Source organism: uncultured Cohaesibacter sp. (assembly GCF_963556055.3).
Lineage (GTDB): Bacteria > Pseudomonadota > Alphaproteobacteria > Rhizobiales > Cohaesibacteraceae > Cohaesibacter.
On the sequence record NZ_CAUVYE020000021.1, the window covers coordinates 46,929 to 70,568 of the forward strand.

The 23,640-nt window shown below is 56.3% G+C and carries 19 protein-coding genes; 10 read left to right on the forward strand and 9 right to left on the reverse strand.

The window, feature by feature from the left end:
- Nucleotides 1-245: 245 nt before the first annotated feature.
- From ACHZB8_RS14485 to ACHZB8_RS14495, 3 genes are all read right to left on the reverse strand, one after another.
- Nucleotides 246-473, reverse strand: a complete 228-nt coding sequence (locus ACHZB8_RS14485; RefSeq protein ID WP_316861360.1) for a F0F1 ATP synthase subunit C — start codon at nucleotides 471-473, stop codon at nucleotides 246-248.
- Nucleotides 474-558: 85 nt separating this feature from the next.
- Nucleotides 559-1,320: a F0F1 ATP synthase subunit A gene (locus ACHZB8_RS14490; RefSeq protein ID WP_316861362.1), complete on the reverse strand. Its 762-nt coding sequence runs from the start codon at nucleotides 1,318-1,320 to the stop codon at nucleotides 559-561.
- A 148-nt stretch (nucleotides 1,321-1,468) separates the two neighbouring features.
- Nucleotides 1,469-1,825: an AtpZ/AtpI family protein gene (locus ACHZB8_RS14495; protein WP_316861364.1), complete on the reverse strand. Its 357-nt coding sequence runs from the start codon at nucleotides 1,823-1,825 to the stop codon at nucleotides 1,469-1,471.
- Between the two features lie 580 nt (nucleotides 1,826-2,405).
- On the opposite strand from ACHZB8_RS14495, the gene ACHZB8_RS14500 reads away from it, so the two are divergent.
- The 4 genes from ACHZB8_RS14500 to ACHZB8_RS14515 all read left to right on the forward strand — a co-directional run bounded on the left by ACHZB8_RS14500 (nucleotide 2,406) and on the right by ACHZB8_RS14515 (nucleotide 8,601).
- The gene (locus ACHZB8_RS14500; RefSeq protein WP_316861366.1) at nucleotides 2,406-4,094 is read left to right on the forward strand and encodes an insulinase family protein; all 1,689 of its coding nucleotides are present in this window, start codon (nucleotides 2,406-2,408) and stop codon (nucleotides 4,092-4,094) included.
- 13 nt (nucleotides 4,095-4,107) lie between these two features.
- Nucleotides 4,108-5,583: a pitrilysin family protein gene (locus ACHZB8_RS14505; protein WP_316861368.1), complete on the forward strand. Its 1,476-nt coding sequence runs from the start codon at nucleotides 4,108-4,110 to the stop codon at nucleotides 5,581-5,583.
- Nucleotides 5,584-5,840: 257 nt separating this feature from the next.
- Nucleotides 5,841-6,863 (forward strand): L-threonylcarbamoyladenylate synthase, encoded by a 1,023-nt coding sequence (locus ACHZB8_RS14510; protein ID WP_316861369.1) that lies wholly within the window; start codon nucleotides 5,841-5,843, stop codon nucleotides 6,861-6,863.
- A gap of 556 nt (nucleotides 6,864-7,419) precedes the next feature.
- On the forward strand, nucleotides 7,420-8,601 hold the full coding sequence (locus ACHZB8_RS14515) for a M20 aminoacylase family protein (protein ID WP_316861370.1): 1,182 nt from the start codon (nucleotides 7,420-7,422) through the stop codon (nucleotides 8,599-8,601).
- A gap of 242 nt (nucleotides 8,602-8,843) precedes the next feature.
- Here ACHZB8_RS14515 and ACHZB8_RS14520 read toward each other — a convergent pair whose 3' ends face one another.
- Both ACHZB8_RS14520 and ACHZB8_RS14525 read right to left on the reverse strand, forming a co-directional pair.
- The gene (locus ACHZB8_RS14520; RefSeq protein ID WP_316861371.1) at nucleotides 8,844-10,313 is read right to left on the reverse strand and encodes a hypothetical protein; all 1,470 of its coding nucleotides are present in this window, start codon (nucleotides 10,311-10,313) and stop codon (nucleotides 8,844-8,846) included.
- A 145-nt stretch (nucleotides 10,314-10,458) separates the two neighbouring features.
- Nucleotides 10,459-11,931, reverse strand: a complete 1,473-nt coding sequence (locus tag ACHZB8_RS14525; protein WP_316861373.1) for an OmpA family protein — start codon at nucleotides 11,929-11,931, stop codon at nucleotides 10,459-10,461.
- Between the two features lie 262 nt (nucleotides 11,932-12,193).
- Here ACHZB8_RS14525 and ACHZB8_RS14530 point away from each other — a divergent pair, with 262 nt between their 5' ends.
- From ACHZB8_RS14530 to ACHZB8_RS14540, 3 genes are all read left to right on the forward strand, one after another.
- Nucleotides 12,194-13,429, forward strand: a complete 1,236-nt coding sequence (locus tag ACHZB8_RS14530; RefSeq protein ID WP_316861374.1) for a DNA glycosylase AlkZ-like family protein — start codon at nucleotides 12,194-12,196, stop codon at nucleotides 13,427-13,429.
- Nucleotides 13,430-13,981: 552 nt separating this feature from the next.
- Nucleotides 13,982-14,914 carry a hydroxyacid dehydrogenase gene (locus ACHZB8_RS14535; RefSeq protein ID WP_316861375.1) on the forward strand — a complete coding sequence of 311 codons (933 nt, stop codon included), beginning with the start codon at nucleotides 13,982-13,984 and terminating at the stop codon, nucleotides 14,912-14,914.
- A gap of 50 nt (nucleotides 14,915-14,964) precedes the next feature.
- Nucleotides 14,965-15,465: a GNAT family N-acetyltransferase gene (locus ACHZB8_RS14540; protein WP_316861376.1), complete on the forward strand. Its 501-nt coding sequence runs from the start codon at nucleotides 14,965-14,967 to the stop codon at nucleotides 15,463-15,465.
- Between the two features lie 41 nt (nucleotides 15,466-15,506).
- Here ACHZB8_RS14540 and ybaK read toward each other — a convergent pair whose 3' ends face one another.
- Both ybaK and ACHZB8_RS14550 read right to left on the reverse strand, forming a co-directional pair.
- Nucleotides 15,507-15,980, reverse strand: coding sequence for a Cys-tRNA(Pro) deacylase (ybaK, locus tag ACHZB8_RS14545; RefSeq protein ID WP_316861377.1), 474 nt, complete (start codon nucleotides 15,978-15,980; stop codon nucleotides 15,507-15,509).
- A 99-nt stretch (nucleotides 15,981-16,079) separates the two neighbouring features.
- Nucleotides 16,080-16,718, reverse strand: coding sequence for a 5'-methylthioadenosine/S-adenosylhomocysteine nucleosidase (locus tag ACHZB8_RS14550; protein ID WP_316861588.1), 639 nt, complete (start codon nucleotides 16,716-16,718; stop codon nucleotides 16,080-16,082).
- Between the two features lie 408 nt (nucleotides 16,719-17,126).
- Between ACHZB8_RS14550 and ACHZB8_RS14555 the strand changes: the two genes are divergently transcribed.
- A complete protein-coding gene (locus ACHZB8_RS14555) occupies nucleotides 17,127-18,068 on the forward strand; it encodes a 2-hydroxyacid dehydrogenase (RefSeq protein WP_316861378.1) in 942 nt (313 codons plus the stop codon).
- Nucleotides 18,069-18,183: 115 nt separating this feature from the next.
- On the opposite strand, the gene ACHZB8_RS14560 is transcribed toward ACHZB8_RS14555, so the two are convergent.
- On the reverse strand, nucleotides 18,184-19,536 hold the full coding sequence (locus ACHZB8_RS14560) for a PLP-dependent aminotransferase family protein (RefSeq protein ID WP_316861379.1): 1,353 nt from the start codon (nucleotides 19,534-19,536) through the stop codon (nucleotides 18,184-18,186).
- A 212-nt stretch (nucleotides 19,537-19,748) separates the two neighbouring features.
- On the opposite strand from ACHZB8_RS14560, the gene ACHZB8_RS14565 reads away from it, so the two are divergent.
- Nucleotides 19,749-20,897 carry an aminotransferase class V-fold PLP-dependent enzyme gene (locus tag ACHZB8_RS14565; protein ID WP_316861380.1) on the forward strand — a complete coding sequence of 383 codons (1,149 nt, stop codon included), beginning with the start codon at nucleotides 19,749-19,751 and terminating at the stop codon, nucleotides 20,895-20,897.
- Nucleotides 20,898-21,107: 210 nt separating this feature from the next.
- Here the strand turns inward: ACHZB8_RS14565 and ACHZB8_RS14570 are convergent, their stop codons facing one another.
- Nucleotides 21,108-22,115 carry a DnaJ C-terminal domain-containing protein gene (locus ACHZB8_RS14570; protein WP_316861381.1) on the reverse strand — a complete coding sequence of 336 codons (1,008 nt, stop codon included), beginning with the start codon at nucleotides 22,113-22,115 and terminating at the stop codon, nucleotides 21,108-21,110.
- Between the two features lie 191 nt (nucleotides 22,116-22,306).
- On the opposite strand from ACHZB8_RS14570, the gene ACHZB8_RS14575 reads away from it, so the two are divergent.
- Complete coding sequence (locus ACHZB8_RS14575) at nucleotides 22,307-23,359, forward strand: M20/M25/M40 family metallo-hydrolase (RefSeq protein WP_316861382.1); 1,053 nt, start codon at nucleotides 22,307-22,309, stop codon at nucleotides 23,357-23,359.
- Nucleotides 23,360-23,640 lie beyond the last annotated feature (281 nt).

Sequence of the window (23,640 nt, forward strand, 5' to 3'; positions counted from 1 at the left end):
GTTGATGAATGCTGCGGCAACACCACAAACACGACCATCCACGCTTATGGCCCTGAACGACAATGCCTTTGTTTTCGACATCCATTCGTTCCCATTTGGCCAAACGCCTTTGTCTCTCTCAAGGGGAAGGGACGGGCAAACTGCCAGCCCGCTTCGGGTCCTTGTGCGTTTCAGAGATCAAAGCGGATACTGATAAACTGTATCCTTAGTTGTTCCGAACCTGCCCAATGAACAGGCAAGCGGAATTAACCAACGAAGATCAGCAGGAACGCAATGACGAGAGAGAAGATGCCCAGGCCTTCAGCAAGCGCTGCACCGATCAGGGTGTTGGTGAACTGGGAGGGAGCTGCAGATGGGTTACGCAGGGCACCGGTCAGATAGTTACCGAAGATGTTGCCAACTGCGATTGCTGCGCCTGCCATGCCGAAACAAGCGATACCAGCACCGATCATTCTTGCTGCTTCTGCATCCATTGTAAATTCTCCTGTTTCATTCAATTCAGAATGTGAGTTGAGTTAGATGTTGGTTTGAACTTATTCAAACGACCTGAGCCGATGACTAGTGTGACGGATGAATAGCGTCGTTAATATAGACACATGTCAGGATCGTGAATACATAGGCCTGAAGCACTGCAACCAGAAATTCAAGTGCGGTCAGGGCCACTGTCATGCCCAGCGGCAATATGCCTGCGAACCAGCCGCCGACACCGGCAGCTGTCAGGGATACCACGAAACCGGCAAACACTTTCAGCACCAGGTGACCGGCAAGCATGTTGCCGAACAGACGCAAGGAAAGAGAAACCGGGCGGGACAGGAAGGACAGTATTTCGATAAAGGTGATGAAGGGTGCAATTGCCATCGGCAGTCCGGATGGGACGAACACCTTCAGAAAACCAATTCCGTTACGAATGAACCCGGTGACCACGACGGTCAGAATGACCAGCAGCGCGAGGGCCAGCGTAATGATAATGTGGCTCGTAACCGTGAAGAAGTAAGGCACCAGCCCGACCAGGTTTGCGGTCAGGACAAAGGCAAAAATGGAAAAGACAAAGGGGAAATATTTCATCCCTTCGGTTCCGGCCGAACTGCGCAGGGTATTGGCGACGATCTCGTACATCATTTCGGCAGCAGACTGCCAGCGGGTCGGCACCAAGCCACGACCCGATGTGGATAGAATGAGAAACGCAGAGATCAGGACCACGATCAGGATCATGAATACTGCGGAGTTCGTCAAAGCAAACTCGACTCCACCGACTTTACCCAGAGAGAAAATGTTAACTATGTGGAACTGGTGAAGCGGATCAATGGCTGGATCTGTCACTCGTCTGTCCTCTTTAAATCGCTCTGGTCAACCTGACCTGACGCCTGGTGCGCTTCTCGCGCCATGCCGCAGTCGTCAGACTGGCCTTTACCCTGTTTTGCGTCCTTACCCGTGATCGGAGATCAAAGCAAGTCGGCATTCGTTTAATTCATGCACCCGGAGGCGGAACCTTGCCTGCCGCGCGCAGCATATTTAGCATGCCTGCCAGGAAACCGAGAAAGAGGAAAATGATCAATCCCCAGGGTCTCGAGCCCAGCAATTCGTCTATCAGCCATCCAACCCCAGCGCCAACCAATACTCCGGCGATGAATTCGGACCCCAAACGCCAGGCCAAGGCAAGGCCGGACGATTGTGGCTTTTGCTGTTCACTCTGAAGTTTTGTCGCACGAACCTGACGCACTTTGGCAAGTTCAGCGTCCAACTGCTCCAGACGATTATCCAGCTTACCGCCCTCTAACGTCCTTTCAGTTTCACCCGGATTATCGGAATCTCTTTTGCCGGTCATCCAATCGTGTCCCTGCGATGTTCGAAGACGGGCGCACCTTAATCGGGCGTCCGTAGGGTGTCAAGACAGCATGGTTTTGCGTCATATAGCTGGAATCCTTGTATAATTTGGCTTTTCCGGCCCGATTGCCATGTTATTTTCGTCCAATTGTGCATAGTAACCGCATTTCGCGGGTGCAAAAATTCGTGGAAATCTTCACTATTTCCGTCATTTCCCCTTTTTCTCGCAGGATTTCTCCTATCCGTAACAATACCAAAGTCTCAGAAAACTGTGAGTTTTTCGTTTTTTCGCGACGAGAATCCCGGCGATGACTGTGCAGTCGCACCATTTTTCAAAAGGGAATCTTTTCACCCCACACCTCGAAAAGGCTCTCTTGAGGCTCTTTCTTTTTGTGGCGCAGCAAAAGCGATCCTTACGAAGTTTTCATTTGGGTGTGATCTGCTTGCGTCCTACCTATAAAAAGGGTTCCAAAGCGCGAATTGGCCTTCATGTTGCCACAGCTTTGCCGCAACCCTCCAGTAGGCAAGCAAAAAATGCGTTGCGCACAATCACTGATGCAGACAAAAGACTGGAGATTTGAATGCTCGATCGGGTTTTCACCTACAAACACTCCCTCATGATCGTGCTGATGGTCAGCAGCTTGTTAAGCGCTGGCCCGGCGGCCCGGGCAGCCGGAGAACTCAGCGAGGATGCAATCCCCGATTCTCCTCCCATGATAAAGCAACAGTCTCAGTCAGCCCCTTCGGCAGGCGCATTGAGTCAGGTTCTGGGAGCGACGCTGTCTGATCTGCCGGAACTGGGAAGCAATTTCTCAAGCTTTGAGCTGGAGAACGGATTGCAGGTCGTGGTAATCCCCGATCACCGGGCTCCGGTCGTCACTCATATGGTCTGGTACAAGGTGGGTGCGGCTGACGAGGTACCGGGCACGTCGGGCATCGCCCATTTCCTTGAGCATCTGATGTTCAAGGGAACCAAGGCGCATCCGGACGGTGAGTTTTCCCAGATCGTGGCATCTATCGGCGGCACTGAAAACGCCTTCACCTCGCATGATTATACGGCCTATTTCCAACAGGTCGCCAAACAGCATCTTGGCTTGATGATGGAGCTGGAAGCGGACCGGATGGCCAATCTGGAATTGAGGGATGATCAGGTAAAGCCGGAATTGAAGGTCATTCTTGAAGAGCGCGCCATGCGGGTCGATAGCAACCCGAGCGCACTCCTGAGCGAAGCGCTCGATGCGACCCTTTATCGGAACCATCCTTACGGCATTCCGATTATCGGTTGGCAGCATGAGATGGAGACACTTGATCGCCAGAAGGCGCTTGACTGGTACAATCTCTATTACACCCCCAACAATGCCATTCTGATCGTCGCCGGTGACGTAAGCCAAGAGGAAGTGAAAACTCTGGCGCAACAGACCTATGGCAAGGTTGCACGACGGGCAGAGCCGAACAAGCGGGTCAGACCGACTGAACCACCCCAGAGGACCGAGCGCATTATCTCCTTGCGCCGCCCGGAAGTGAGCCAGCCCAATGTTCGCCGTGCCTATCTGACCCCGTCCGATACCACGGCAAAAGATGGTGAGGCCGAAGCGCTCGATCTGTTGAACTATATTCTGGGTACGGGCACCAATTCACGTTTTTACAAGTCGCTTGTGGTCGAGCGCAAGATTGCCACGGCAGCCGGCTCCTACTATCAGAGTTCGGGTCTGGATGACACGAAATTCCTGATCTACGGCACCCCGAGCGAAGGGCATACGGTGCAGGAGGTGATGGATGGCATGCAGGGCGAAATCGAGACGCTGATCAAAGACGGGGTGACTGAGGATGATCTCAATCGCGCCAAGCGGTCTTTGCTGTCCCAGACCTTCTACGCGCAGGACAACCAGGCAGCCCTTGCCCGGATTGTGGGTGTCAGCCTGACGTCCGGTGTCGGCCTTGATGCACTCAAGAGCTGGCCCAAACGGCTCGCCGCAGTCAAACCCGAACAAATCATCGCTGCCGCACAGACATATCTTCAGCAGGATCGTTCGGTCACGGCCTATCTGTTGCCGCCAGAACAATCGGTTTCCCAGAAGGCGGCAAACGAAAATGAAGCCGCAAGCCAGGGTCAGCCGATGCCCAAGGCTCGCTTGATGCCGAATCCCAAGGATGCCCCGCGCGTTTCGCAGAAGGTTCCAAACCCGAAATCGCGGCCACAAGGGTACCCCAAGCCCAAGCCCGACATATTGAACCAGAAGACGCCACTGGCCAAACCAGCGACCAAATGACAAGGGATCTGAAATGACAAAAAGACACTTTGCCGCTTTGCGCCAAGAAGACATCCGGGAAACAGGACGGGGCCGGTCACGGGTACGGGCCATTCCACTCTCTGTCCGTCGCCGCAATCTGAACCTTCTGGCAACGCTCGCTCTCGCTTCAGCCCTGCTGTTCGCACTGGGATGGAACACGGCAAGAGCCATGGAGATTCAAAAGGTCATCAGCGCCAAGGGCATCGAGGCCTGGCTGGTGGAAGACCATACCGTGCCGATCATAGCGATGAATTTCGCCTTCACGGGCGGAACCACACAGGATGACCCGGGCAAGGAGGGAAGCGTCGCCATGCTCTCGAGCCTGCTCGATGAAGGCGCGGCCGACATGGACAGCCAAACCTTCCAGATGGCTCTTGAAGAGAATGCCATCAAACTCTCTTTCGATATGGGGCAGGATCGCTTCTATGGCTCGCTAAGGAGCCTTACGCCCAACAGCAAAACGGCTTTCGATCTGCTCGCCAAAGCATTGCAGGCCCCTCATTTTGATGACGAGCCCATCGAACGTATGCGGGCGCAGTGGATTGCGTCTGCAAAAAGAAGCGTCACCCAGCCCAGCGCGATGCTCGCCACCGCCTACAGACAGGCGAGCTTCGGCGATCACCCTTACTCGAAAGAGCCTAACGGTACGGTTGCCTCCCTCGGGGCGATTACCAAGGACGACATCAAACGTCTCTATTCCAACATTGTCACTCGCGACGGGCTGACCATCGGGGTTGTCGGGGCGATTGATGCCGAGACCCTGAAACAGGTCCTTGATGAGGTCTTCGCCCCCCTTCCCGAGGCAGGTGAGCTCAAAGCCATCGAGGACATGAAGATCACCCGAGCCGGTGACATTCATGTGCCGTTCATCAGCCCGCAGACAATTATTCGCTTTGGCGCTCCGGGCATTGACCGCCACGACAAGGATTTCTATGCCGCCTATATGGTCAATCATATTCTTGGCGGGGGCACCTTCTCCTCAAGGCTTTACAATGAAATCCGCGAAAAACGCGGGCTGGCCTATAATGTATCGAGTTATCTGTCGAGCCTTGATCATGTCGACTTCATGTCCGGTGGCATGGCAACCCGGTCAGGCAACGAGGAACAGGCCCTGATGCTGCTCAAGCAGGAAATCCAGAAGCTGGGCAATGAGGGACCAACGCAGGAAGAACTCGATTCTGCCAAGAAATATCTGATCGGCAGCTTCCCCTTGCGGTTTGACACATCGTCGAAAATTGCCGCTCAGTTGGTTGCCATCCAGGTTCAGGATCTGGGGATCGACTATTTCGACAAACGCAACAGCTACATCGAAGCGGTGACGCTGGAAGATGCCAAACGGGTGGCCAAGCGCCTTCTGGATACGTCCAAGTTGCTGATTGTGACGGTAGGCCAGCAGATCAAGCATGCAGCTCTTGCCCCGGACAAGACCAAGGCCAACACAGAGGGCGCGCAAGAGAGCGCCAACTGAGAGCCTTCCGTCGGGACGAGGCAGAGCGCTCGTCAAGACCTGTCAAGAAGAGGCATTCAGGGCCCTGCCCTGAATGCCTCTTTTTTTATGGCAGCAGGCCGGTATGTTTGCGGGTATCATAGGCCAGCAGTCGAGATGAAGACAGCGGATGACGGGGACCGAACCCAATTCCCTCCAGAATTCCGCCTCTGAGGGCTGGACCTTGCAGCCCAAACCCACTAAAAGACTGGCACTCAACTCCCACCCCCATGGCAAGAATGACCAAGCGCTCGCCCCTGTGGCACCCTCAGTCCCCAACCATCAATCCCGAAAGCGGTGCGGCGCGTGATGCGCTGGCGCTTGACGATGGTTTTGGCATGGCATGCGATATCCTCGTCAAGGGCGGTCTGGTGGCGGTGCCTACCGAGACGGTTTATGGCCTTGCGGCAGACGCAACCAATGCAGAAGCGATTGCGCGGATTTATGCGGCCAAAAATCGCCCAAGCTTCAATCCCCTGATTTCGCACCTGCCCAGCCTTGCGGCAGCCACGCAACACGGCATTTTCAATGCGGATGCGCTGGCGCTGGCAAAGGCCTTCTGGCCGGGGCCAATGACGCTGGTCGTTGCCAAGCGAGCGGATAGCCCCATTGCCGCGCTCACCTCGGCCGGGCTCGACACGGTGGCGCTGCGCGTTCCCGATGCGCCCCTGATGCGCGCTCTTGCCTATGCCACGGGCAAGCCTCTTGCGGCGCCCTCGGCCAATCGTTCCGGACGCGTCAGCCCGACCACGGCCGAGCATGTGAGGGAAGAATTGTCCGATCGCATAGACCTGATCGCGGATCTTGGCCCCTGCAAGGTCGGCGTAGAATCCAGTGTCATCCTTTGCGTCGATGACGCACCGGCAACGCTTCTGCGCCCCGGAGGATTGTCAACAAGAGCGATCGAAGCCATACTCAAGCGCCCACTGGCGCGGGCCGGGACCAATGATAAAACACCAAGTTCTCCGGGCATGACGTCCAGCCACTATGCCCCGTCGGTTCCGGTAAGGCTCAACGCGGTAAAGGTTGAGGCCGGAGAGGCCCTCATCGCCTTTGGCCCCGCTCTGCCAGAGAATGCAGACAGGGCGGTCGACATGATCAATCTGTCTGAAACAGGTGACAGTTTCGAAGCCGCACAAAAGCTCTTTGCAGCAATGCGGACCCTTGATCGTCCCGATGTCAGGGGGATCGCCGTTGCGCCCATTCCCAATGAGGGCCTTGGGGAAGCCATTAACGACCGGCTGCGCCGGGCCGCCTTCTGAAGCATGCAGAGCCACAGCGGGCAAGGGCTTTCATCAGTCCGTGACAAGACGGCCATTTCCCTGGCAGATCCTCTTCGGCCCTCGCCAATGGAGAAAAATGTGCCCGGCAGACACTGTGTCAAAGCCTCGGACAGGCACCAGAAAAATCGCCTTGGCCTTCTCTTTCGCTGCGCCAGCACCCTTATGCGTGTATTGCACCCGGTTTCAACCAGAAGAATGAAATGTCTACCCTTTAGCGGTCAGACGGAATGACAGGGTACAAATGAGAGGTGCATATCATAATATTTGAATAAATATCTCATTTATTGCCTGATGATTTTTTCAATTATTTCAATTACTAGTTACTCCAGAAATGTCGTTTTCTGTTCAGGTTTGTTCAAAACTTACATTCTCGACCCGTTTTTTTCGATCCATTGCTATTTGTGAATAAACCGCAATATGCAAAGCTGAACCGCAAGCCGAGTTTCCCGCCGCATTCCTTTTGCCACTTCCCGCAAGGCTTTGGACTGCACCAGACCATTCTTTACGGGGAACAGATACGAAAAGGAGCTACTCAATGTCCCGAAACAATGATTTTGCTTGTCTGTCGGACTTTGACGAGCAAAAGCAAGCCATGACAGACACACGGCGCTATCTTCATGCTCATCCGGAGTTGTCACATCAGGAAGCGGGGACAGCGGCTCTGGTCGCCGAGAAACTGAAGGGCTGGGGCTATGAAGTGGTCGAGAATATTGGCGGATACGGAGTGGTTGGCCGCCTGAAGGTCGGTGACAGCCCACGCAGCATTGCAGTCAGGGCAGACATGGATGCCTTGCCAATCTTCGAGGAAACAGAGCTCGACTATAAAAGCCTGAATAATGGCGTCATGCATGCTTGCGGTCATGATGGCCATACCGCAGTCTTGCTGGGTGCGGCTGAGTATCTCGCCCGGACCAGGCACTTCAATGGCACGCTCAATCTCATCTTCCAGCCAGCCGAAGAAGCTTCTGGCAAAAGCGGGGCGCAGAGGATGATCGAGGATGGCCTGCTGGAACGGTTTCCCTTCGACGCCATCTATGGCTTGCACACTCATCCCGGTGCTCCTGTTGGACAGATCCTGCTGCGTGAGGGGCCTTCTCTGGCGGCTGCGGATATGATCGACATTACCGTGCGCGGCAAGGGTGGACATGCGGCAAGGCCTCATCAGGCGATCGATCCGGTGGCAGCTGCCTGTCACATTGTCATCGGGCTGCAAATGATCATTTCGCGCAATGTCGACCCATTCGACGCAGCGGTGATCACGGTTGGCTCGATCCAGGCGGGCGATGCGCCCAACGTCATCCCAGAAGATGCCATTCTGCGCATGACCGTGCGCACCCTTGACAAGACCGTGCGGGAACTGATCAAGACCCGCATCACCGAGGTGGCGCGTGCAATCGCGTTGGCGCATGGAGCCAGTGTTGTCATTACGCCAACCAGCGGCGTGCCCGTGGTGGACAATTCGGTGAAGGAAACCGCATTTGCTCGCGAGATTGCGACAGAGCTGGTCGGCGAGGACAATGTCGGGATTTTCCCGGTCAGTTCGGGTAGCGAAGATTTTGCCCATTATCTGGAGCATCGCCCCGGTAGCTTCCTGCGCCTGGGCAACGGGGAAGAGTCGGCCCTGCTGCACAATCCGAATTTCAATTTCGAGGATGAAGCCCTGCCGGTGGGGGCTGCGTTGTGGGCCCGTCTTGTGGAGCGCTATTTGCAGGTCTGATCCTTGCGGCCCGAAAAACAACAGGAGGGCAATGGCCCTCCTGTCCTGTCCAGTCCTGTCCCCGTTCCGTCCATGCTCCTTTGGCGAACCACTGATCCAGCCGGAGAGCCTTCCCGGAATTTCTGCCCTGCCCAACTTCAGGGCGCGTTCGGGGTGAGACGCCGGAAATGGCACAGCCTGAAGGAGCACGCCATTTCATCAAGGCCTCGACCGGGTTTCGCGCCCGACTCCCGCTCCCAACTCTAGTCTTTGGAGCTTTCGACTTCGCCTCTGGCTACGCGCTTGGAAAACTCAGTCTCCTCGCCCGATGCCAGGATCTTGGCCTGTTCGATCCATTTTTCGCGATCAATGCGGCCCTTGAAGCTCAGGAAGGTTGAAACATAATTGACTTCCTTGCGCGACCATTTGGCGATCTGGTCGAAATGGAAGATGCCCATATCGTTCAGTTTGCCTTCGATGACCTTGCCGACGCCCTTGATTTCCTTGAGATCATCTGCACCGGCCTTGCGTGGCTGCTTGAGTGCTCTTGGCTTTTTGCCAACGGCGCGAGCCTTGTCCTCGGCGCTGGCGTCAGCAGGCAGGGCAGCCAGGGCTGCGGCCATCTGTTTTTCTTCTGCCTCAAGGTCTACGGGCTCTTCAACAGGAGCCGGGGCAGCAGCTTTCGCTTTGGCCGGAGCTTTCGCCTTGGCCGGAGCTTTGGCTTTCGGAGCCTTCGCAGGTTTGGCCGGAGCCGCTTTTGCGGGCTCGGTTGTTTCAGAAACATCGTCTTGCAGCGCTGCAAGAAGCGGTGCGGCCTCTGCGGCCTTGGTGTCAGATGCTCCCTCACCCATCAGACCCTTGGCCTGTGGGATCCACTCTTCGCGGTCAATGCGGCCCTTGAAGCTGAGGAAGGTCGTAACATAGTTGACCTCATCACGGCTCCAGCCTGCGATCTGATCGAAATGGAACACGCCAAGCGTGTTGAGCTTGTCCTCAATGACCTTGCCGACGCCCTTGATCTTTTTGAGATCATCAGCAGCCCCGCCACGCGGAGCAGAGAGCAACGCCGGTTTGGTGCCCACGGCCTCGGCCTTTTGCTCTGGGCTTGCGTCTTTTGGCAGAGCGGCGAGAAGCGAGGCAATACGGTCCTCTTCACTCTCGGCTGAAGTCTCAGTTGATGTCTCGACTGATGTCTCGGCGACCTCTTCGACAACGGGCTCGGCCCGCTCTTCGGCAGCGGTTTCGACTTCCTTGACGGCCGCCTCGGCTTGCTCGGCGACGGTCTCTTCGGCCTCCTCGGCCTCGTCAATCATGTTTTCGCCTGCCAGTCCTTCGCTCAGCTTGCTTGCATCGATTGCAGCCTCTTCAACGGCATCCATAGCCGCATCGACTTTTTCCTCGACAACGGTCTCGGCGCTGGAAAGAGCGACTTGTGCATCTTCAGAGGCAGTCTTAGCCATCTCGGGAGCGGACTGCCCGGCAGCGGTGTCATCTTTGATCTCAGTGATCGCCTCTGGACTTTCTTCAGCTGCGGCAGGAGCAGAAGCAGGAGCAGGAGCAGCGGCAGATGCAAGGCTTGCGCTGTCTGCTGCATCACCGGCCAGCTCTTGAGGTTTCGCTGCCGTTTCCGACTTGCTGGCAGTCAGGAGGCGGCGCAGCAGGCAGCCTATCAGCATGCCGACGACAACGGCCAGAATGATCAGCAGCAATGTTTGCCAGGTGAGTGTAGCCATTGTGTCCTCCCTCAATCTTTCGATTTCTGTTTCGGATCACAGGCGAACCACCCGATGATCATGCCCAGAACAAGCCCCAAAAGGAGCATCTGATATAAAGTCACGCTAAGATATCCCATTTTTTATGTCCTTGTGGTGGTTTGCATCAGGGCTGTATCGTGAACTCGATACGCCGATTTTTCGCTTTGCCTTCCGGGGTGTCATTGCTTGCCACCGGCTCGCTTTCACCAAAGCCCCTGGCTTGCAGACGGTCTTCTGCCAGTCCGCCGGAAACAAGATAGGCAAGAACGGATTGGGCGCGTTTTTCAGACAACAGCATATTGGCTGCGTCATCGCCGTCGCTGTCGGTATGCCCCCGGATCTGGATGTGACTGCCCGGGCAGCGCGTTGCCGTATAGATCAGGCTGTCCAGCAGACCAAAGGAGTCGGCTGAAATGGAGGCATTGCCGCTATCAAAGAAAATATTGTTCTGCTCGAGCGAGGTGCGCAGAAGCATCTGACACTGATCAGCCTCGACCACTTCGCCGGGGGCGGCAACCGAGAGATCGGACTTGAGGGAAAGCCCAGCCGGCAGTGCATCCTGCAAACTCGTCTGCAATTGCGTCAGAGCCCCTTCATAATAGGCCCCACCCGTCAGTGTCAGGCCTTCACTGGTCAATTTGGCCTCACCGGAGCTGAGGCGGCTGACCAGTTGCAGCACCGCCAGGGAAAGCTTGTCGTAATCCTCGGCAACCAGACCGGCAATCTTGCTGCCTGGTTTGACGATCAGACGATCCTTGACCGCCGCATAGCCGAATTTCCTGCGAGCAAGATCCACGATCTGCTGTTTGACATCGTCGCTCGGAACGGCACCACTGAGGTCAACGCCCTCATCGGAGCGCTTGACGGCAAAGCCGTCCACCAGCTTGTCCTCTTTCGGGGTGGTTGTGAGATCAACCGGGCTCGGTTCGACAGGAACCTGAGGCTGCGGGATCTGCAAATCGACGCTCACCGTCTGAAGATCGGCCTGCGTCAGCTCTTTCGTGATCTCGTCGAAAAGGGCGGCAGAGGCCGCATCATTGTCCAGTTTGCCCGAAATGGTCAGTTTGTCATCCTGAAGCATGGCGCTGCCCGAGGGCAGCTTGCTCATCAGCGAGGTGGAAAGGTCAAAGACATGTTCCATCTCTCTGGGCGCTCCGCGCTTGGCAGCGACGCTGCTCATATCAAGTGCCACATCGCCGGTATCAGCAGCGATCTTGCCGGGTGCTGACTTGAACAGGCGGTAAGGCAGGTAACCGATCATCGTCATGGCGTCGCCATCGCGGCGCAGCCCCCATGTGAAAGGTTTCTGGGTCGGCAATGCCACCGTCTTGTCATCGACCTTGCGGATACCCCATTCCTCGTTGAGCAATTCAATCGCCCATTTGGCTTCGCCCTCTTCGGGCTCGGTGCCAAGCAATGTCCCATCGCGACCATCAAACGAGATTTCAGCCCAGTCCATGTCCTTTGCATCCAGGATTTTCTGGGCCCGCTCCGTGAGGTCGGCTTCGATCTTGCTGCTTTCGCTGAAAAGCGTAATGCCGGTAACCGCCGCGACAGCGACCACTCCGGGGATCAACCAGCTATTTACAAATGACATTGCGGCATTTCCTTCCTTTGGTCCATCTGGTCCCCCTGCTTGTTGCCGCAAGCAGGACATGGTTAACCCAATGGTAACGAGAGTATCGCACCTCACTATCAGCTCCAAGTCCAACCGGAGATGAACAAACCGAAAATTATCGAATTTTCAACTTTTGATGGGCCGCCCTGCTAGTCTTGTTGTCTGGTGACAGATCAACGGCCCAATAGCTGTACAAAATTTCCCTTTTTCCCTCTTAAACCAAAGATTTCGCAACAGTTTCATGACATTTCAGAGCATTACGAATTCTCAGGCCCGGCGAATCGCCCTCAAGGCGCAAGGATTCCTGCCTCAGAGGCGAGACCTCAAACGGGTCGATCAACGGCATTTGTCAACAGTTTTTGCCCAGATCACTCAATTGCAGGTGGATTCGGTCAATATTCTGGATCGAGCCCATTATCTGACGCTGTTTGCTCGTTTCGGGGCCTATGACCGCAGCTTCGTTGACAAGGCCCTGCATGCGGTCGGCAAGGGATCAAAACAAAAAGACTATTTCGAATATTGGGGACATGAAGCCTCGATCCTGCCAATAGAGCTTTATCCGGCTCTTGTCTGGCGCATGGAACGGGCAAAACGGCATGAGGGGGTCTGGGGCAAGCTCTCGCGGTTTGCCAAGGAGAATCCGGACGCGGTTGAAGCGGTTTATCGTGCCATTGCAGAGCGAGGGCCTCTCAGCATTTCAGATCTTGAACCAAGCAGGGGGCACAGTGGCTCCTGGTGGGGCTGGAATGACAACAAGATCGCGATGGAATATCTGTTCTGGTGCGGCAGGATTGTCGCCGCTGGCCGAACCAACTTCACACGCTATTACGATCTGCCCGAACGCGTCCTGCCGCAAGAGATCTTGACGACCCCGGCGCTGGGGGAAGCCGATGCGCACCGACACTTGATGGCCCTAGGGGCTCGGGCACACGGGATCGGAAGCGAAAAATGTTTCCGTGACTATTTCCGTCTGTCCAGCAAAGAAGCGCAAAGAGCCCTTCGGGACCTTGTCGAGGACGGGATCGTGTTGCCGGTCGAGGTGGAAGGCTGGAACGATCAGATCTATATGCACAAGGATGCCGCTCTGCCTGCGCGCGCACGCTGCCAGGCATTGCTTGCACCCTTCGATTCACTCATCTGGAATCGCCCGCGCATCGAGGCCCTGTTCGATTTTCACTATCGGATCGAAATCTATGTACCGAAGGAGAAGCGGCGTTTCGGCTATTATGTGTTGCCCTTCCTGATGGGAGACCGGCTGGTTGCCCGGCTTGACATGAAGGCAAACCGGCAAGAGGGCATTCTTGAAGTCTTTGCCGCCTATGGCGAGCCTCAAATAGATCTTCTCAAGGTCGCAGACGCTCTCGCACAGGAACTGAGCCTGATGGCCGAATGGATGGGCCTTGGTCTGATCCGTGTCGGCCCCAAGGGGGATCTGGCTCCGGCGCTCGGTCAGGCGGTCGACAGACAGCAGGCCTGAGCGCCTCGTTTCATTACCACAAACAGAGCCCCTGCCTTAAGATGCGATCCTATTTTCCGCAGTTGCACTGGCAAACGGAAGGCATGAAAAAGGCACAGAGAAGTGCAAGAAAAGCTTCGCGCAGTATTTTCATCTGCTGCAATTTGGAGAGGGTGAGATAATCCTTTGCCATGGCTGAATTCCGTTCAAAGTTTGGTGCTCAAAAGCGTTTTGTCATTGGTTTGAATCTCGCTGGTCACTCAGGGAAATGTCCAATTGATTTGTAACCATTCTAAACGAAATACACAGTGTTGCAATGCCTGAACCATGATGTGAACTGCATGGAAATGATGAAATCTTTCAATTCATTCTTCTGATGCCGAACAGATTCCATGCGCTCACCGTCCATGCCTGATGTGCGGACCGTACTGCTGACTGCATTTTTGCCACAGATCAGGACCAAAATTAACCATCAGTCTGGCAAATCCGGAAGAGTTTCGATAAAAGCACCAGATATCTCAGGTCAAGGTCGAACAAGCTCCCCGCAGGCCAATAAAAAGAAAAGCAAACCTCATGAAATGTCTCATCGTCCAACCCGTGCATGAAGATGGCCTCGCCCTGTTGAGGGAGGCCGGTATCGAACCGGTCATCTGCCCGGATGCAAAGATGACAACAGTGGCCTCGCTGGTGCCGGGCTGCATTGCCTCGATCACGCGCAACGCCGGCTTCACCGCCGAGGCCTTTGCTGCCGCAGACAGGCTCAAGGTCGTGGTGGTGCATGGGGCCGGTCATGATGCAGTCGACAAGGAAGCGGCAACGGCACGGGGCGTGCTGGTCTGCAATACACCCGGCGCCAATGCGCAGTCGGTCGCGGAACTGGCTTTGGGGCTGTCGCTTTCGGCTGCCCGGCTTCTGCCCGCGGCGGATCGCGAGGAACGGGCGGGCAAATTTGGCTTTCGTGATCGCAATAGAACGGTAGAGCTTCAGGGCAAGACCGCCCTTGTGGTTGGCTGGGGGCACACCGGATCCCGCCTTGGTGCGATGCTCAAGCATGCATTGGGTATGCGGGTGCTGGTTCATTCTCCACGCGTCAGAGATATCGGTGATTTCGAGCGTGCGTCTTCTCTGGAAGCCGGACTGGCAGAGGCAGATCTCATCTCTCTGCATACCCCCTTGCGGGACGAAACGCGCCACATGATCAACCGCAGCTCCCTCGAAGGGGTCAAACCCGGTGCCATTCTGATCAACACGGCAAGGGCCGGGCTTGTTGACGAGACGGCGCTTTTCGAGGCGCTCGAGAGCGGGAAGATTTTTGCCGCCGGACTTGATGTCTATGAAGACGAGGCGCTTGAAGGCCCGCTTGGCCGATCACCGCGCGTCATCTTCGCCCCTCATCTGGGGGGAGCGACCGAAGAGGCCATGCGGCGCATAGCCGTCGCCTCGGCGCAAAATGTTCTTACAGCCCTTTCCGGTGAGCGCCCCAAGACAGCGCTCAATCTGGGCTGAAGACTATCGAACAAACAAACGACAAGACAATGCAAGACAAGAGTTGAGCTATGCCAACCAGTGCGCAAGGCAGCCGTCTGGTCATCCGCCCGATGGAGCGCGATGACCTTGCTGCCATTCACAATATCAATACCGACTGCCTGACCATTTCGCTCCGCGACCACTATAGCAAGGAGCAGCTGAAAGCCTGGATGAAGGACCAGACCCTGGAAGGCTACTGGAATCGCCATGAAGCAGGAGAGGATTTTCTCGTTGCCGCTCGCAATGGCCTTGTGGTCGGCTATTGCAGTTGGCAAGGCGCGCAGTTGACCGCGCTTTTCGTCTCGCCTCACATACAGCGCAAGGGAATCGGTTCGGCTCTGGTCAAGGCCTGCGAGACGCGTGCAAAGCAAAAGATCACCTGGCTCAAGGCCCTATTGGGAGCATCAGACTTTTATGAAGCATTCGGCTTCGTGATTGATCGGGAAGGCCATGACGTCAAGCGCGGCGTGAAGATCCCGCATGTCGTCATGCGCAGGGAAGGGAAAAGCGCAAGCGATGACGGGGAATGAGTGCAGTAGCGCAAACCGGGGTAAGACGGGGTCAGACAAGCCTAGCGGACCAGATCGGCAACCTCGCAGCGCAGGAACTCAACCAGATCCTGCGGCTTGAGCCTGATCTGCAAGCCGCGACGACCACCATTTATATAGATCTCCGCCTGCCCCATTGCCGATTCATCAAGCACCGTGGGCACCCTCTTGCGCTGCCCGAGCGGGCTGATGCCACCAACCTTGTAGCCGGTCATCCGCTCGGCATCGTGGGTATCCATCATGCTGGCCGACTTGCCGGAAAAGGCCTTGGCCAGCTTCTTCATGTTGACTTCCCTGTCCGAGGCCAGAATGGCGCAGACCGGCTTGCCATCCAGCTCGATCATCAGGGTCTTGAAGACCTTTGAGGCTGGTTCGCCAATAGCCTCGGCCGCCTGAAGGCCGACACGCTCACCACCCGGAGCATAGTCATATTCGGTGAGGGAAAAGTCGATCTTGCCCTTCTTCAGGGCGTTTGTTGCCGGGGTACTTGTAGCCATTGGTCAGAGCCTGAGTTGGATAGGCAGGAAGGGAAGAAGGTAGGGAACAGGCAGCCTGTCCGGGGCTGCCTCAAGATGACCCGGCCTACAGGGACAGGATCAAAGTGCGATATGGCCGCTTTCAATAGCTGCTTCGAGCTTTGCAACGGCCTTGGCGAGATTCTCGTCGACGATGTGAAGATATTCCTTCCAGTCATCGACATGGGTCAGCTCTTCCTTGCCGTCGGAAATGCCGCGAAGTCCGATGAGCGGAACATCATGCAGCATGCAGGCCCGTAGCACCGCGAAGCTTTCCATATCCACCATGTCGGCATCGATCCCCTCATAGGCAGCGCCGGAGACGATATTGCCACCGGTTGACAGCGACGCTTCCAGAATGCCGGGAATGCGCAAGGGCATCGGCACATTGACCGGCAAATCGATGAAAGGCGTCAGCCCCTTCTCGAAGCCGAGCGCGGATGTGTCCATGTCGCGGTAGCCGATGGTGATGGCCTGATAGACTTCGGTCTGCTCAAGGCTTGCCGATCCGGCCGAGCCGAGTGAGACCACAAGGTCGGGCTTGCGGTCTTCTGCCTCCAGCCTTGCCAGCGTCGAAGAGACCACAATGGCCGATTCCACAGGACCGACGCCGGTCATCAGGGGGGCGATGTGGCCGCGAAGATGCTCGCCATATTCCGCATCCACCGCCATGACAAAGAGGATTGCCTTGTCAGCCACATGTTTCAATTCAAAATCCATCATTGCCTCACGTCCATCTGTTTTGCCATTTGCCCTAAATTGCGCCCCCTCCCTGTGGGAGTCGGGTGAAAGATCTCCCGACTTTTGTGCAATCCTCAAAGAGCGGCGTCAAGCATGTTGTTTGCGCAAAATGGAGGCAGAGGCATTCGCATCGGGTCGGTCTGCTCACAGTCACTGGGGACCTTTACGATCATCCCGGATCTGCCGACTTGTGTTCCGATCTGCAATCAGCATAATGATGAAAGCGCTTTCAGTCGCATCACAAGACCACTATCCCAACACAAGCTCACCTGAGATCAAACAGTTCCCGCCATCCTCTCCCCTTCTGGCCTCACAGACTGCAATGCCTGCAATGCCCCATTGGGAGACGGCCCTGACGATCACACAGACATTTTGAGGAGTTCGCGCATGAAACCCGCCATCTTATCCATCGCCCCCCTTGTGCCGGACTGCCAGAAGCAGCTGGAGGCAACCTACGACGTGCATCGGTATGATCTGAGCGAAGACAAGGACGGTCTTGTCGCCTCGATTGGAGAACAGATCAAGGCCGTTGTCACCAATGGTGGTCGGGGCATCGCCCGCGATCTCATCGAGCGCCTTCCCAACCTGGGGGTCGTCACCTCTTCCGGGGTCGGATATGATCCCATCGATGTCACAGCCTGCAATGAACGGAGCATCAAGGTTACCAATACGCCTGATGTGCTGACCGATGACGTGGCAGACCTCACCATCGCACTGCTTTTGGCGACCCGGCGCAACCTCATCGTCGGCGACGCCTATGTGCGAAACGGCAAGTGGGGAGAAAAAGGCCCCTTCACCCTGACGTCCTCAATCAAGGGCAAGCGGATCGGCATTGCCGGACTTGGCCGCATAGGACGAGCCATCGCCAGCCGCCTTGAGCCGATGAAACCGGAGCTTGGCTATTGGGGTCGCAATCCGCAAAGCGGCATCGATTATCATTATGAGAGCGACCTTTTGGCGCTTGCCGAATGGTCAGACATTCTGATCGCCTCCATGCCGGGCGGGGCTGCGACGCAAGGCGTTGTCAGCGAAAAGGTGCTTGAAGCGATCGGCCCCAAGGGCAGTTTCATCAATATCGCCCGTGGCAGTGTGGTCGATGAAAAGGCTCTTATCGCCACCCTTGGCGACGGCCGTCTGGGCAGTGCAGGGCTTGATGTGTTCCTCAATGAACCCAACCCCGATCCCGCCTTCCGTGCGCTCGGAAATGTCGTGCTGCATCCGCATAATGCCAGCGGAACGATGGAGACCCGCGGAGCCATGTCGCAATTGGTTCTCGACAATCTCGCGGCCCATTTTGCAGGCAAACCGCTGATCACGCCTGTCAACTGATCGCAGATGAGGGCTCGCCGCGGTTTGTGCGCCGGGCCTTCTCCCTTCTTGTCGTCCGGGCAGAGCACCCTGACAGAGGTCTCCCCGTCCCCTGTCCCCTCTTGCCCTTTCCGCGTCACGGATTGTCTTGCAGTGCCGTGATCGTGGTGCGAATGCGGCGCAATCCATCTTCCAGCAGCATGCGGTTTTGCGGCGCTCCGATACAGAGCCTGATGCCCATAGGTCTGGCCCTGATGTCGTCGCCGGCAGCAAACTGGCTGATCGGGGAGGCTATGACCTTGACCTTTTCCAGCGCCTCCAGCAGTGCACCGGTGCGGACTGTATCCGGAGCTGGCAGCAGCACATGCATGCTCGCCGGATCGGTCTGCAAGGCCATCCCGTCAAAGACGCGACCAAGGATTGCCTGACGCTTTGCGATCTCCCGACGTTTCTTGCCGATGACAATCCCATATTGTCCGGTCCGCACGAGATATGTCGCAAGAGATGCCATCAGCGGGGCGGTCATCCAGACCGTCGACCGTTGAGCCTTGTCCACTCTTTCCAGCATTTTCTCAGGCGAAGCCAGATAGCAGATGCGCAAGCCCGGAGCCCAGCTTTTCGACAGGGTGCGGCTATAGAAAACATGATCGGGGGCGAGTTCTGACAGGCTCATGGGTGGTGCCTTGAGCAAGAAGCCATAGGCATCATCCTCAAGCGCGTAAATGTCATGTTCTTTCAGGAGCCCGGCGATCTGCGTGCGCCGCTCAAGGGGCATGGTCACCGATGTCGGGTTCTGCATGTTGGGCATGCAGAAGAGCAGCCGGACGGGAGCCTCTCGGCAGAGCTGATCAAGGGACTGCGGGCAGATCCCCTGCGCGTCGCTTTGGACCGTGACCACATCCAGATGCAGCATTTCGCAAGCCAGACGGACAACCGGATAGGTCAGCTCTTCCACCGCAACACAATCGCCGGGATGGCATGCGGCAAGCAGGGCCAGCATCAGGGCATGCTGTCCGCCACTGCAAATGGTCAGGGCCTCATGGCCGAAGATCGGCACGGCCCGCTCCTCATTCAACCAATACCAGATCATGCGACGGTCATAGGCGGAGCCGGCATTGTTGCGGTAGTCGAGCGTGTCACAATCTGCATTGCCCAGCACATTTTGCAGCCCATTTCGGAAGATTTCGTCCTGCTCAGGCAAGACAAGACGGTTGCGACCAAAATCGACAAAATCCCCCGCCGGATCTGACAGGGAAAAATCAACCGCCCTTGCATCGCCATTCATGCGCACGAAGGTGCCGCGACCGACCTCGCCCACCGTCAGCCCCATGGCGTCAAGCTCGGCAAAGACGCGGGTGGCGGTGCCCAGCGACAGACCGAAGCGGTAGGCAAGTTCCCGATGGGTTGGCAACCGGTCCCCCGGTTTGAGGTCTCCGCTTTTGATGTCCTGGGCGAGCTGGCTTACCACCTGTCGAAATTTTGTCCGCATGTCCTGTCTGCCCCGAAATGAAATCCTGATACAATCAGCTAATTGTCTTTATAAATCCACCTGAAAAGTCAGAAACTTGCCAAGCGAACTTCATTTAATACACTGATTATATTGTCATATATACAATATATCGGTTGCGCCAAACATCTTATTACAATTTACTTTTTGTATCAAATAAATCCCTCTCCACTTTCTGTCGAACAGGAGTTCCAATGAGCAAGATCGCACCACAGCGGCAGTTGTTCGATATTCCGGATGATGTTGCCTATTTCAATTGCGCCTATAATTCCCCGTTGCTGAAAGCCTCAGCCGACGCCCTGGTAAAAGGAGCCTATTCCAAATGCCATCCGTGGCAACGGGCCGCGGGCGACTTTTTTGATGATGCGGAAAGCTTCCGTTCGCTTGCGGCCAAAGTGTTCGGCGGCAAGCCGGACTGCTATGCCGTTATTCCCTCGGCCAGCTATGGCACATCAACGGTGGGGCGCATTTTCGAGGACATCCTGACAGCAAGAGACGAAATCGTGGTTCTGGACGAAGCCTTTCCGTCCAACTATCTGCCCTGGCTCAAGATCAGCCAGATCACGGGTGCCAAGCTGGTGACCGCACCGACACCGGATGATTATAACTGGACAAAGAGCGTTCTGGACCGGATCACGGCCAGGACAAAACTCGTCGCCGTGCCCAATTGCCACTGGACCAACGGGGCAACGCTTGATCTTGACGCCATTTCGGAAGCAGCGCGACAGAACGGGGCCTGTCTGGTGCTGGAGGTTACCCAGTCACTTGGAGCAATGCCGCTTGATCTTGAGCGCATCAAACCGGACTTCATGATAGCCGCAGGCTATAAATGGCTATTCTTCCCCTATGGCCTGAGCCTGTTCTATGTAGATCCCAAATGGCATGAAGCAAGACCGCTCGAAGAAAGCTGGCTCTCCCGCGACGGGGCCGAGGCCTTCGAAAAGCTGGTTGACTATACCGACCTCTATCAGCCCGGTGCACGCCGCTTCGAGATGGGCCAGAAGGCGATCCCGACCCTGCTGCCCGGTGGATTGGTGGCGCTGGGTCAGCTTGTAGACTGGGGTGTCGATGCGATTGCAGCCTCCCTTGCCGGGATCAATGACAGGATCGCGGCAATGGTCGAAAAAGCCGGGTTCGAGCCTGTGCCGAAAGACCATCGCAGCCCGCATATTCTCGGCGCCGCATCAAGCAAACCTCTGCCAGCGTCCTTCATCGCGGATCTTGCCGCAAAGAATATTTTCATCAGCCGACGCGGCAGCTCATTGCGCTTTGCGCCGCATCTGCATGTCACGGACAATGATCTGGACAGGCTGGAGACCGTGCTCGGGGCCTTGGGATCTTGATCAGCCCTTTCAAAGACACGCTCGACACCGTGAAGGGCTAGTGGGGACCCCACACGTTTGGTAAGCGCATATCTACGCCTTGTGTTGCACGTGGATGGATGGCACGAAAGGAAATGGTGCAAAAGGAAAAGGCGGCTTGCACGCCGCCTTTTTGATTCATCTCCAGACCGATACAGGCCCGATCCCGGTCACTTCACAACCGGGGTTGCCTTATCCGAATTCCGGTCCGCGAGGCCGATAGGTACGGGTGTCCTGCCAGTCTTCCATCAGCGCACGCAGGCCCGGATCGGAGCCTTCAGGCAGTATGATCTTTGCTGTGACCAGCAGATCGCCGCGTTTGCCATCGCGGTCCGGCAGGCCCTTGCCTTTGAGGCGCAGGCTCTTGCCCGAGCTCATGCCTGCGGGGATTTTCACTTCTGCCTTGCCTTCAAGGGTCGGAATACGGATCTTGGCTCCCAGCACCGCCTCGTAAAGAGTGACAGGCAGCTCAAGGCGAACATTGTTCTCTTCAACCTCGAACAGCTTGTGCGGCAGGATCTGGATGGTCACCAGCGCGTCCCCTGCCGGGCCCGTGCGGCTTTCAAAGCCCTGCCCTTTCATGCGGATGGTCTGGCCGTCCTTGACGCCCCTGGGCACGGTCATGTCGAGGGTCTTGCCGGTGGGCAGATGCACCCGGCGTTTCTCGCCCGAGACGACATCTTCAAGCGAGACCGAAAGCTTGGCTTCGGCATCCTGCCCCTTTTGCGGCTGGCTGCGCTGGTGAGCACCATGGCCATGGCCGCCACCAAAGGGGTCGTGCCCGGCTCCGCCACCAAACGGGTTGCCGCCAGCGCGTCGACGTCCGCCGCCCATGCCGCCGCCCATATTGCCGAAAATCTCGTTCAGAATATCGTCTGCGGTCCCACCGCCGAACGGGTTACCACCACCCGAGCCGAAGGGGTTTCCGCCTCCACCGCCGCCAAAGGGATTGCCACCGGCAAAGCCGTGGAATTTTTCCTTGCCCTGCTCGTCAATCTCGCCGCGGTCATACTTGCCGCGCTTTTCCTTGTCACCGACAATCTCGTAGGCCTGATTGACCTCGGAGAATTTTTCCTGCGCTTTGGGATCATCCTTGTTCTGGTCAGGATGATATTTCTTTGCCAATTTGCGGAAAGCGCTTTTGATCTCGCGCTCATCCGCAGACTTGGAAACACCAAGTACGCTGTATGGATCTCTCATATCTCTATTCCTCACCCCTATCGGTGCGCCCGTCCGGCACGCGCCGACAGTGTCTGAATGGATTGGCTTCCCGCACGAAAAACATGGCCCTCGAACAAGCGACCATGTGCAATTCGCGCATTGAATTTTTTACGTTACCACTGATATAGAGAGTCTAAGTTTAAATTTCCATAGGAAAGCAGATAACAGTCATGAACATTGATCTTCTCCGCCGTCTTTGTGAAACACCTGGTGTTCCCGGCCGCGAACATCGCATTCGCGAGCTTATTGAAACAGAAGTCGAAGGCCTTTTCGATGATGTCTATACCGATCCGATGGGCTCCCTGATCTGCACCCGCTATCCGACCGCCGAAGCGGGAGAAGATGAGGATGCCGAACGGATTCTGCTTCTTTGCCACATGGACGAAATCGGCTTTCTGGTCAGCCATGTATCCGACAAGGGCTTCATTTCCATCGACCCCGTCGGCGGTTTTGATGCGCGCACCCTGTTTGCCCGACGTGTGCTGGTTTGCACCGAGGATGGCGACTATAAGGGCGTGATGAATCCCGGTGGCAAAGGCCTCCACATCTCCACACCGGAAGAGCGCAAGAAACTGCCCGAAGTGACCGACTTCATCGTTGATCTCGGCTTTGGTGAAAAAACCAAGGACAAGGTCAAGGTCGGTGACTATATCGTGATGGACGAGCCTTTCATGGAGATCGGCGACAAGGTCGTCTCCAAGGCGCTGGACAACCGGATTGCCTGCTGGCTGGGCATCGAGGTGATCAAGCAGCTGGTGGAAGACAAATCCAAACATGCCTGCGAAATCGTCGTCGCCTTCACCGCTCAGGAAGAAGTGGGCCTGCGTGGCGCACGCACAGCCTCCTTCGGCATTGATGCCGACATCGCCATCGGCGTTGATACAACCCTTTCATGCGACACACCGGGCACCCCTGAAAAAGACACCATCACCACGCAAGGAAAAGGTGTCGGGCTCGACATCAAGGATGGCTCCTTCATCGCCGACATCGATCTGGTGGAAGAACTCGAAGCCGTTGCAAGCGAGAAAAATGTCCCCACCCAGCGCTTCATTCTGGCCCGTGGCGGGCAGGATGGTGCAGCCGGTCAGCAGGCCGGTTCGGGCACCCGTGCCGCAGCAATCGGAGTTGGCACGCGCTACATTCATACGGTCTGCGAGATGATCGACAAAACCGACCTGACCGCTGGCAAAGACTTGCTGGTGGCCTATCTGGCCAAGCATTGATCCGCGCCCGGATCTGCTGTCACAAGATTGCGAATGGGGGCACAAGGCCCCCATTTTTCTGCCTGCGCGACACCGCGCATCGTCCCGGTGAAAATCGCGTGTTTTCAAACATGACTTCAACTTAAAGCATGCCTTCAAGCGCGTTGTACCGCTATGCAACATTGCTTGAAGAAGGGCAAAAGCGCGAGTCAATTGAATCCCTTAAGAGATGTTGCTGAGATCTTGATTCCGCTTTTTAAAGCTTTTGTTAACCATGAAGTTCAAAGGCCGTTAAGAGCCTG

Bases quoted from the DNA above. Each gene is read 5' to 3' on its own strand.
- ybaK (WP_316861377.1), bottom strand. From the start codon at position 15,980: ATGGCTACAAGTACCCCGGCAACAAACGCCCTGAAGAAGGGCAAGATC.
- ACHZB8_RS14510 (WP_316861369.1), top strand. From the start codon at position 5,841: ATGACCAAGCGCTCGCCCCTGTGGCACCCTCAGTCCCCAACCATCAAT.
- ACHZB8_RS14515 (WP_316861370.1), top strand. From the start codon at position 7,420: ATGTCCCGAAACAATGATTTTGCTTGTCTGTCGGACTTTGACGAGCAA.
- ACHZB8_RS14520 (WP_316861371.1), bottom strand. From the start codon at position 10,313: ATGGCTACACTCACCTGGCAAACATTGCTGCTGATCATTCTGGCCGTT.
- ACHZB8_RS14505 (WP_316861368.1), top strand. From the start codon at position 4,108: ATGACAAAAAGACACTTTGCCGCTTTGCGCCAAGAAGACATCCGGGAA.
- ACHZB8_RS14570 (WP_316861381.1), bottom strand. From the start codon at position 22,115: ATGAGAGATCCATACAGCGTACTTGGTGTTTCCAAGTCTGCGGATGAG.
- ACHZB8_RS14560 (WP_316861379.1), bottom strand. From the start codon at position 19,536: ATGCGGACAAAATTTCGACAGGTGGTAAGCCAGCTCGCCCAGGACATC.
- ACHZB8_RS14535 (WP_316861375.1), top strand. From the start codon at position 13,982: ATGAAATGTCTCATCGTCCAACCCGTGCATGAAGATGGCCTCGCCCTG.
- ACHZB8_RS14495 (WP_316861364.1), bottom strand. From the start codon at position 1,825: ATGACCGGCAAAAGAGATTCCGATAATCCGGGTGAAACTGAAAGGACG.
- ACHZB8_RS14525 (WP_316861373.1), bottom strand. From the start codon at position 11,931: ATGTCATTTGTAAATAGCTGGTTGATCCCCGGAGTGGTCGCTGTCGCG.
- ACHZB8_RS14485 (WP_316861360.1), bottom strand. From the start codon at position 473: ATGGATGCAGAAGCAGCAAGAATGATCGGTGCTGGTATCGCTTGTTTC.
- ACHZB8_RS14550 (WP_316861588.1), bottom strand. From the start codon at position 16,718: ATGGATTTTGAATTGAAACATGTGGCTGACAAGGCAATCCTCTTTGTC.
- ACHZB8_RS14540 (WP_316861376.1), top strand. From the start codon at position 14,965: ATGCCAACCAGTGCGCAAGGCAGCCGTCTGGTCATCCGCCCGATGGAG.
- ACHZB8_RS14500 (WP_316861366.1), top strand. From the start codon at position 2,406: ATGCTCGATCGGGTTTTCACCTACAAACACTCCCTCATGATCGTGCTG.
- ACHZB8_RS14530 (WP_316861374.1), top strand. From the start codon at position 12,194: ATGACATTTCAGAGCATTACGAATTCTCAGGCCCGGCGAATCGCCCTC.
- ACHZB8_RS14575 (WP_316861382.1), top strand. From the start codon at position 22,307: ATGAACATTGATCTTCTCCGCCGTCTTTGTGAAACACCTGGTGTTCCC.
- ACHZB8_RS14565 (WP_316861380.1), top strand. From the start codon at position 19,749: ATGAGCAAGATCGCACCACAGCGGCAGTTGTTCGATATTCCGGATGAT.
- ACHZB8_RS14555 (WP_316861378.1), top strand. From the start codon at position 17,127: ATGAAACCCGCCATCTTATCCATCGCCCCCCTTGTGCCGGACTGCCAG.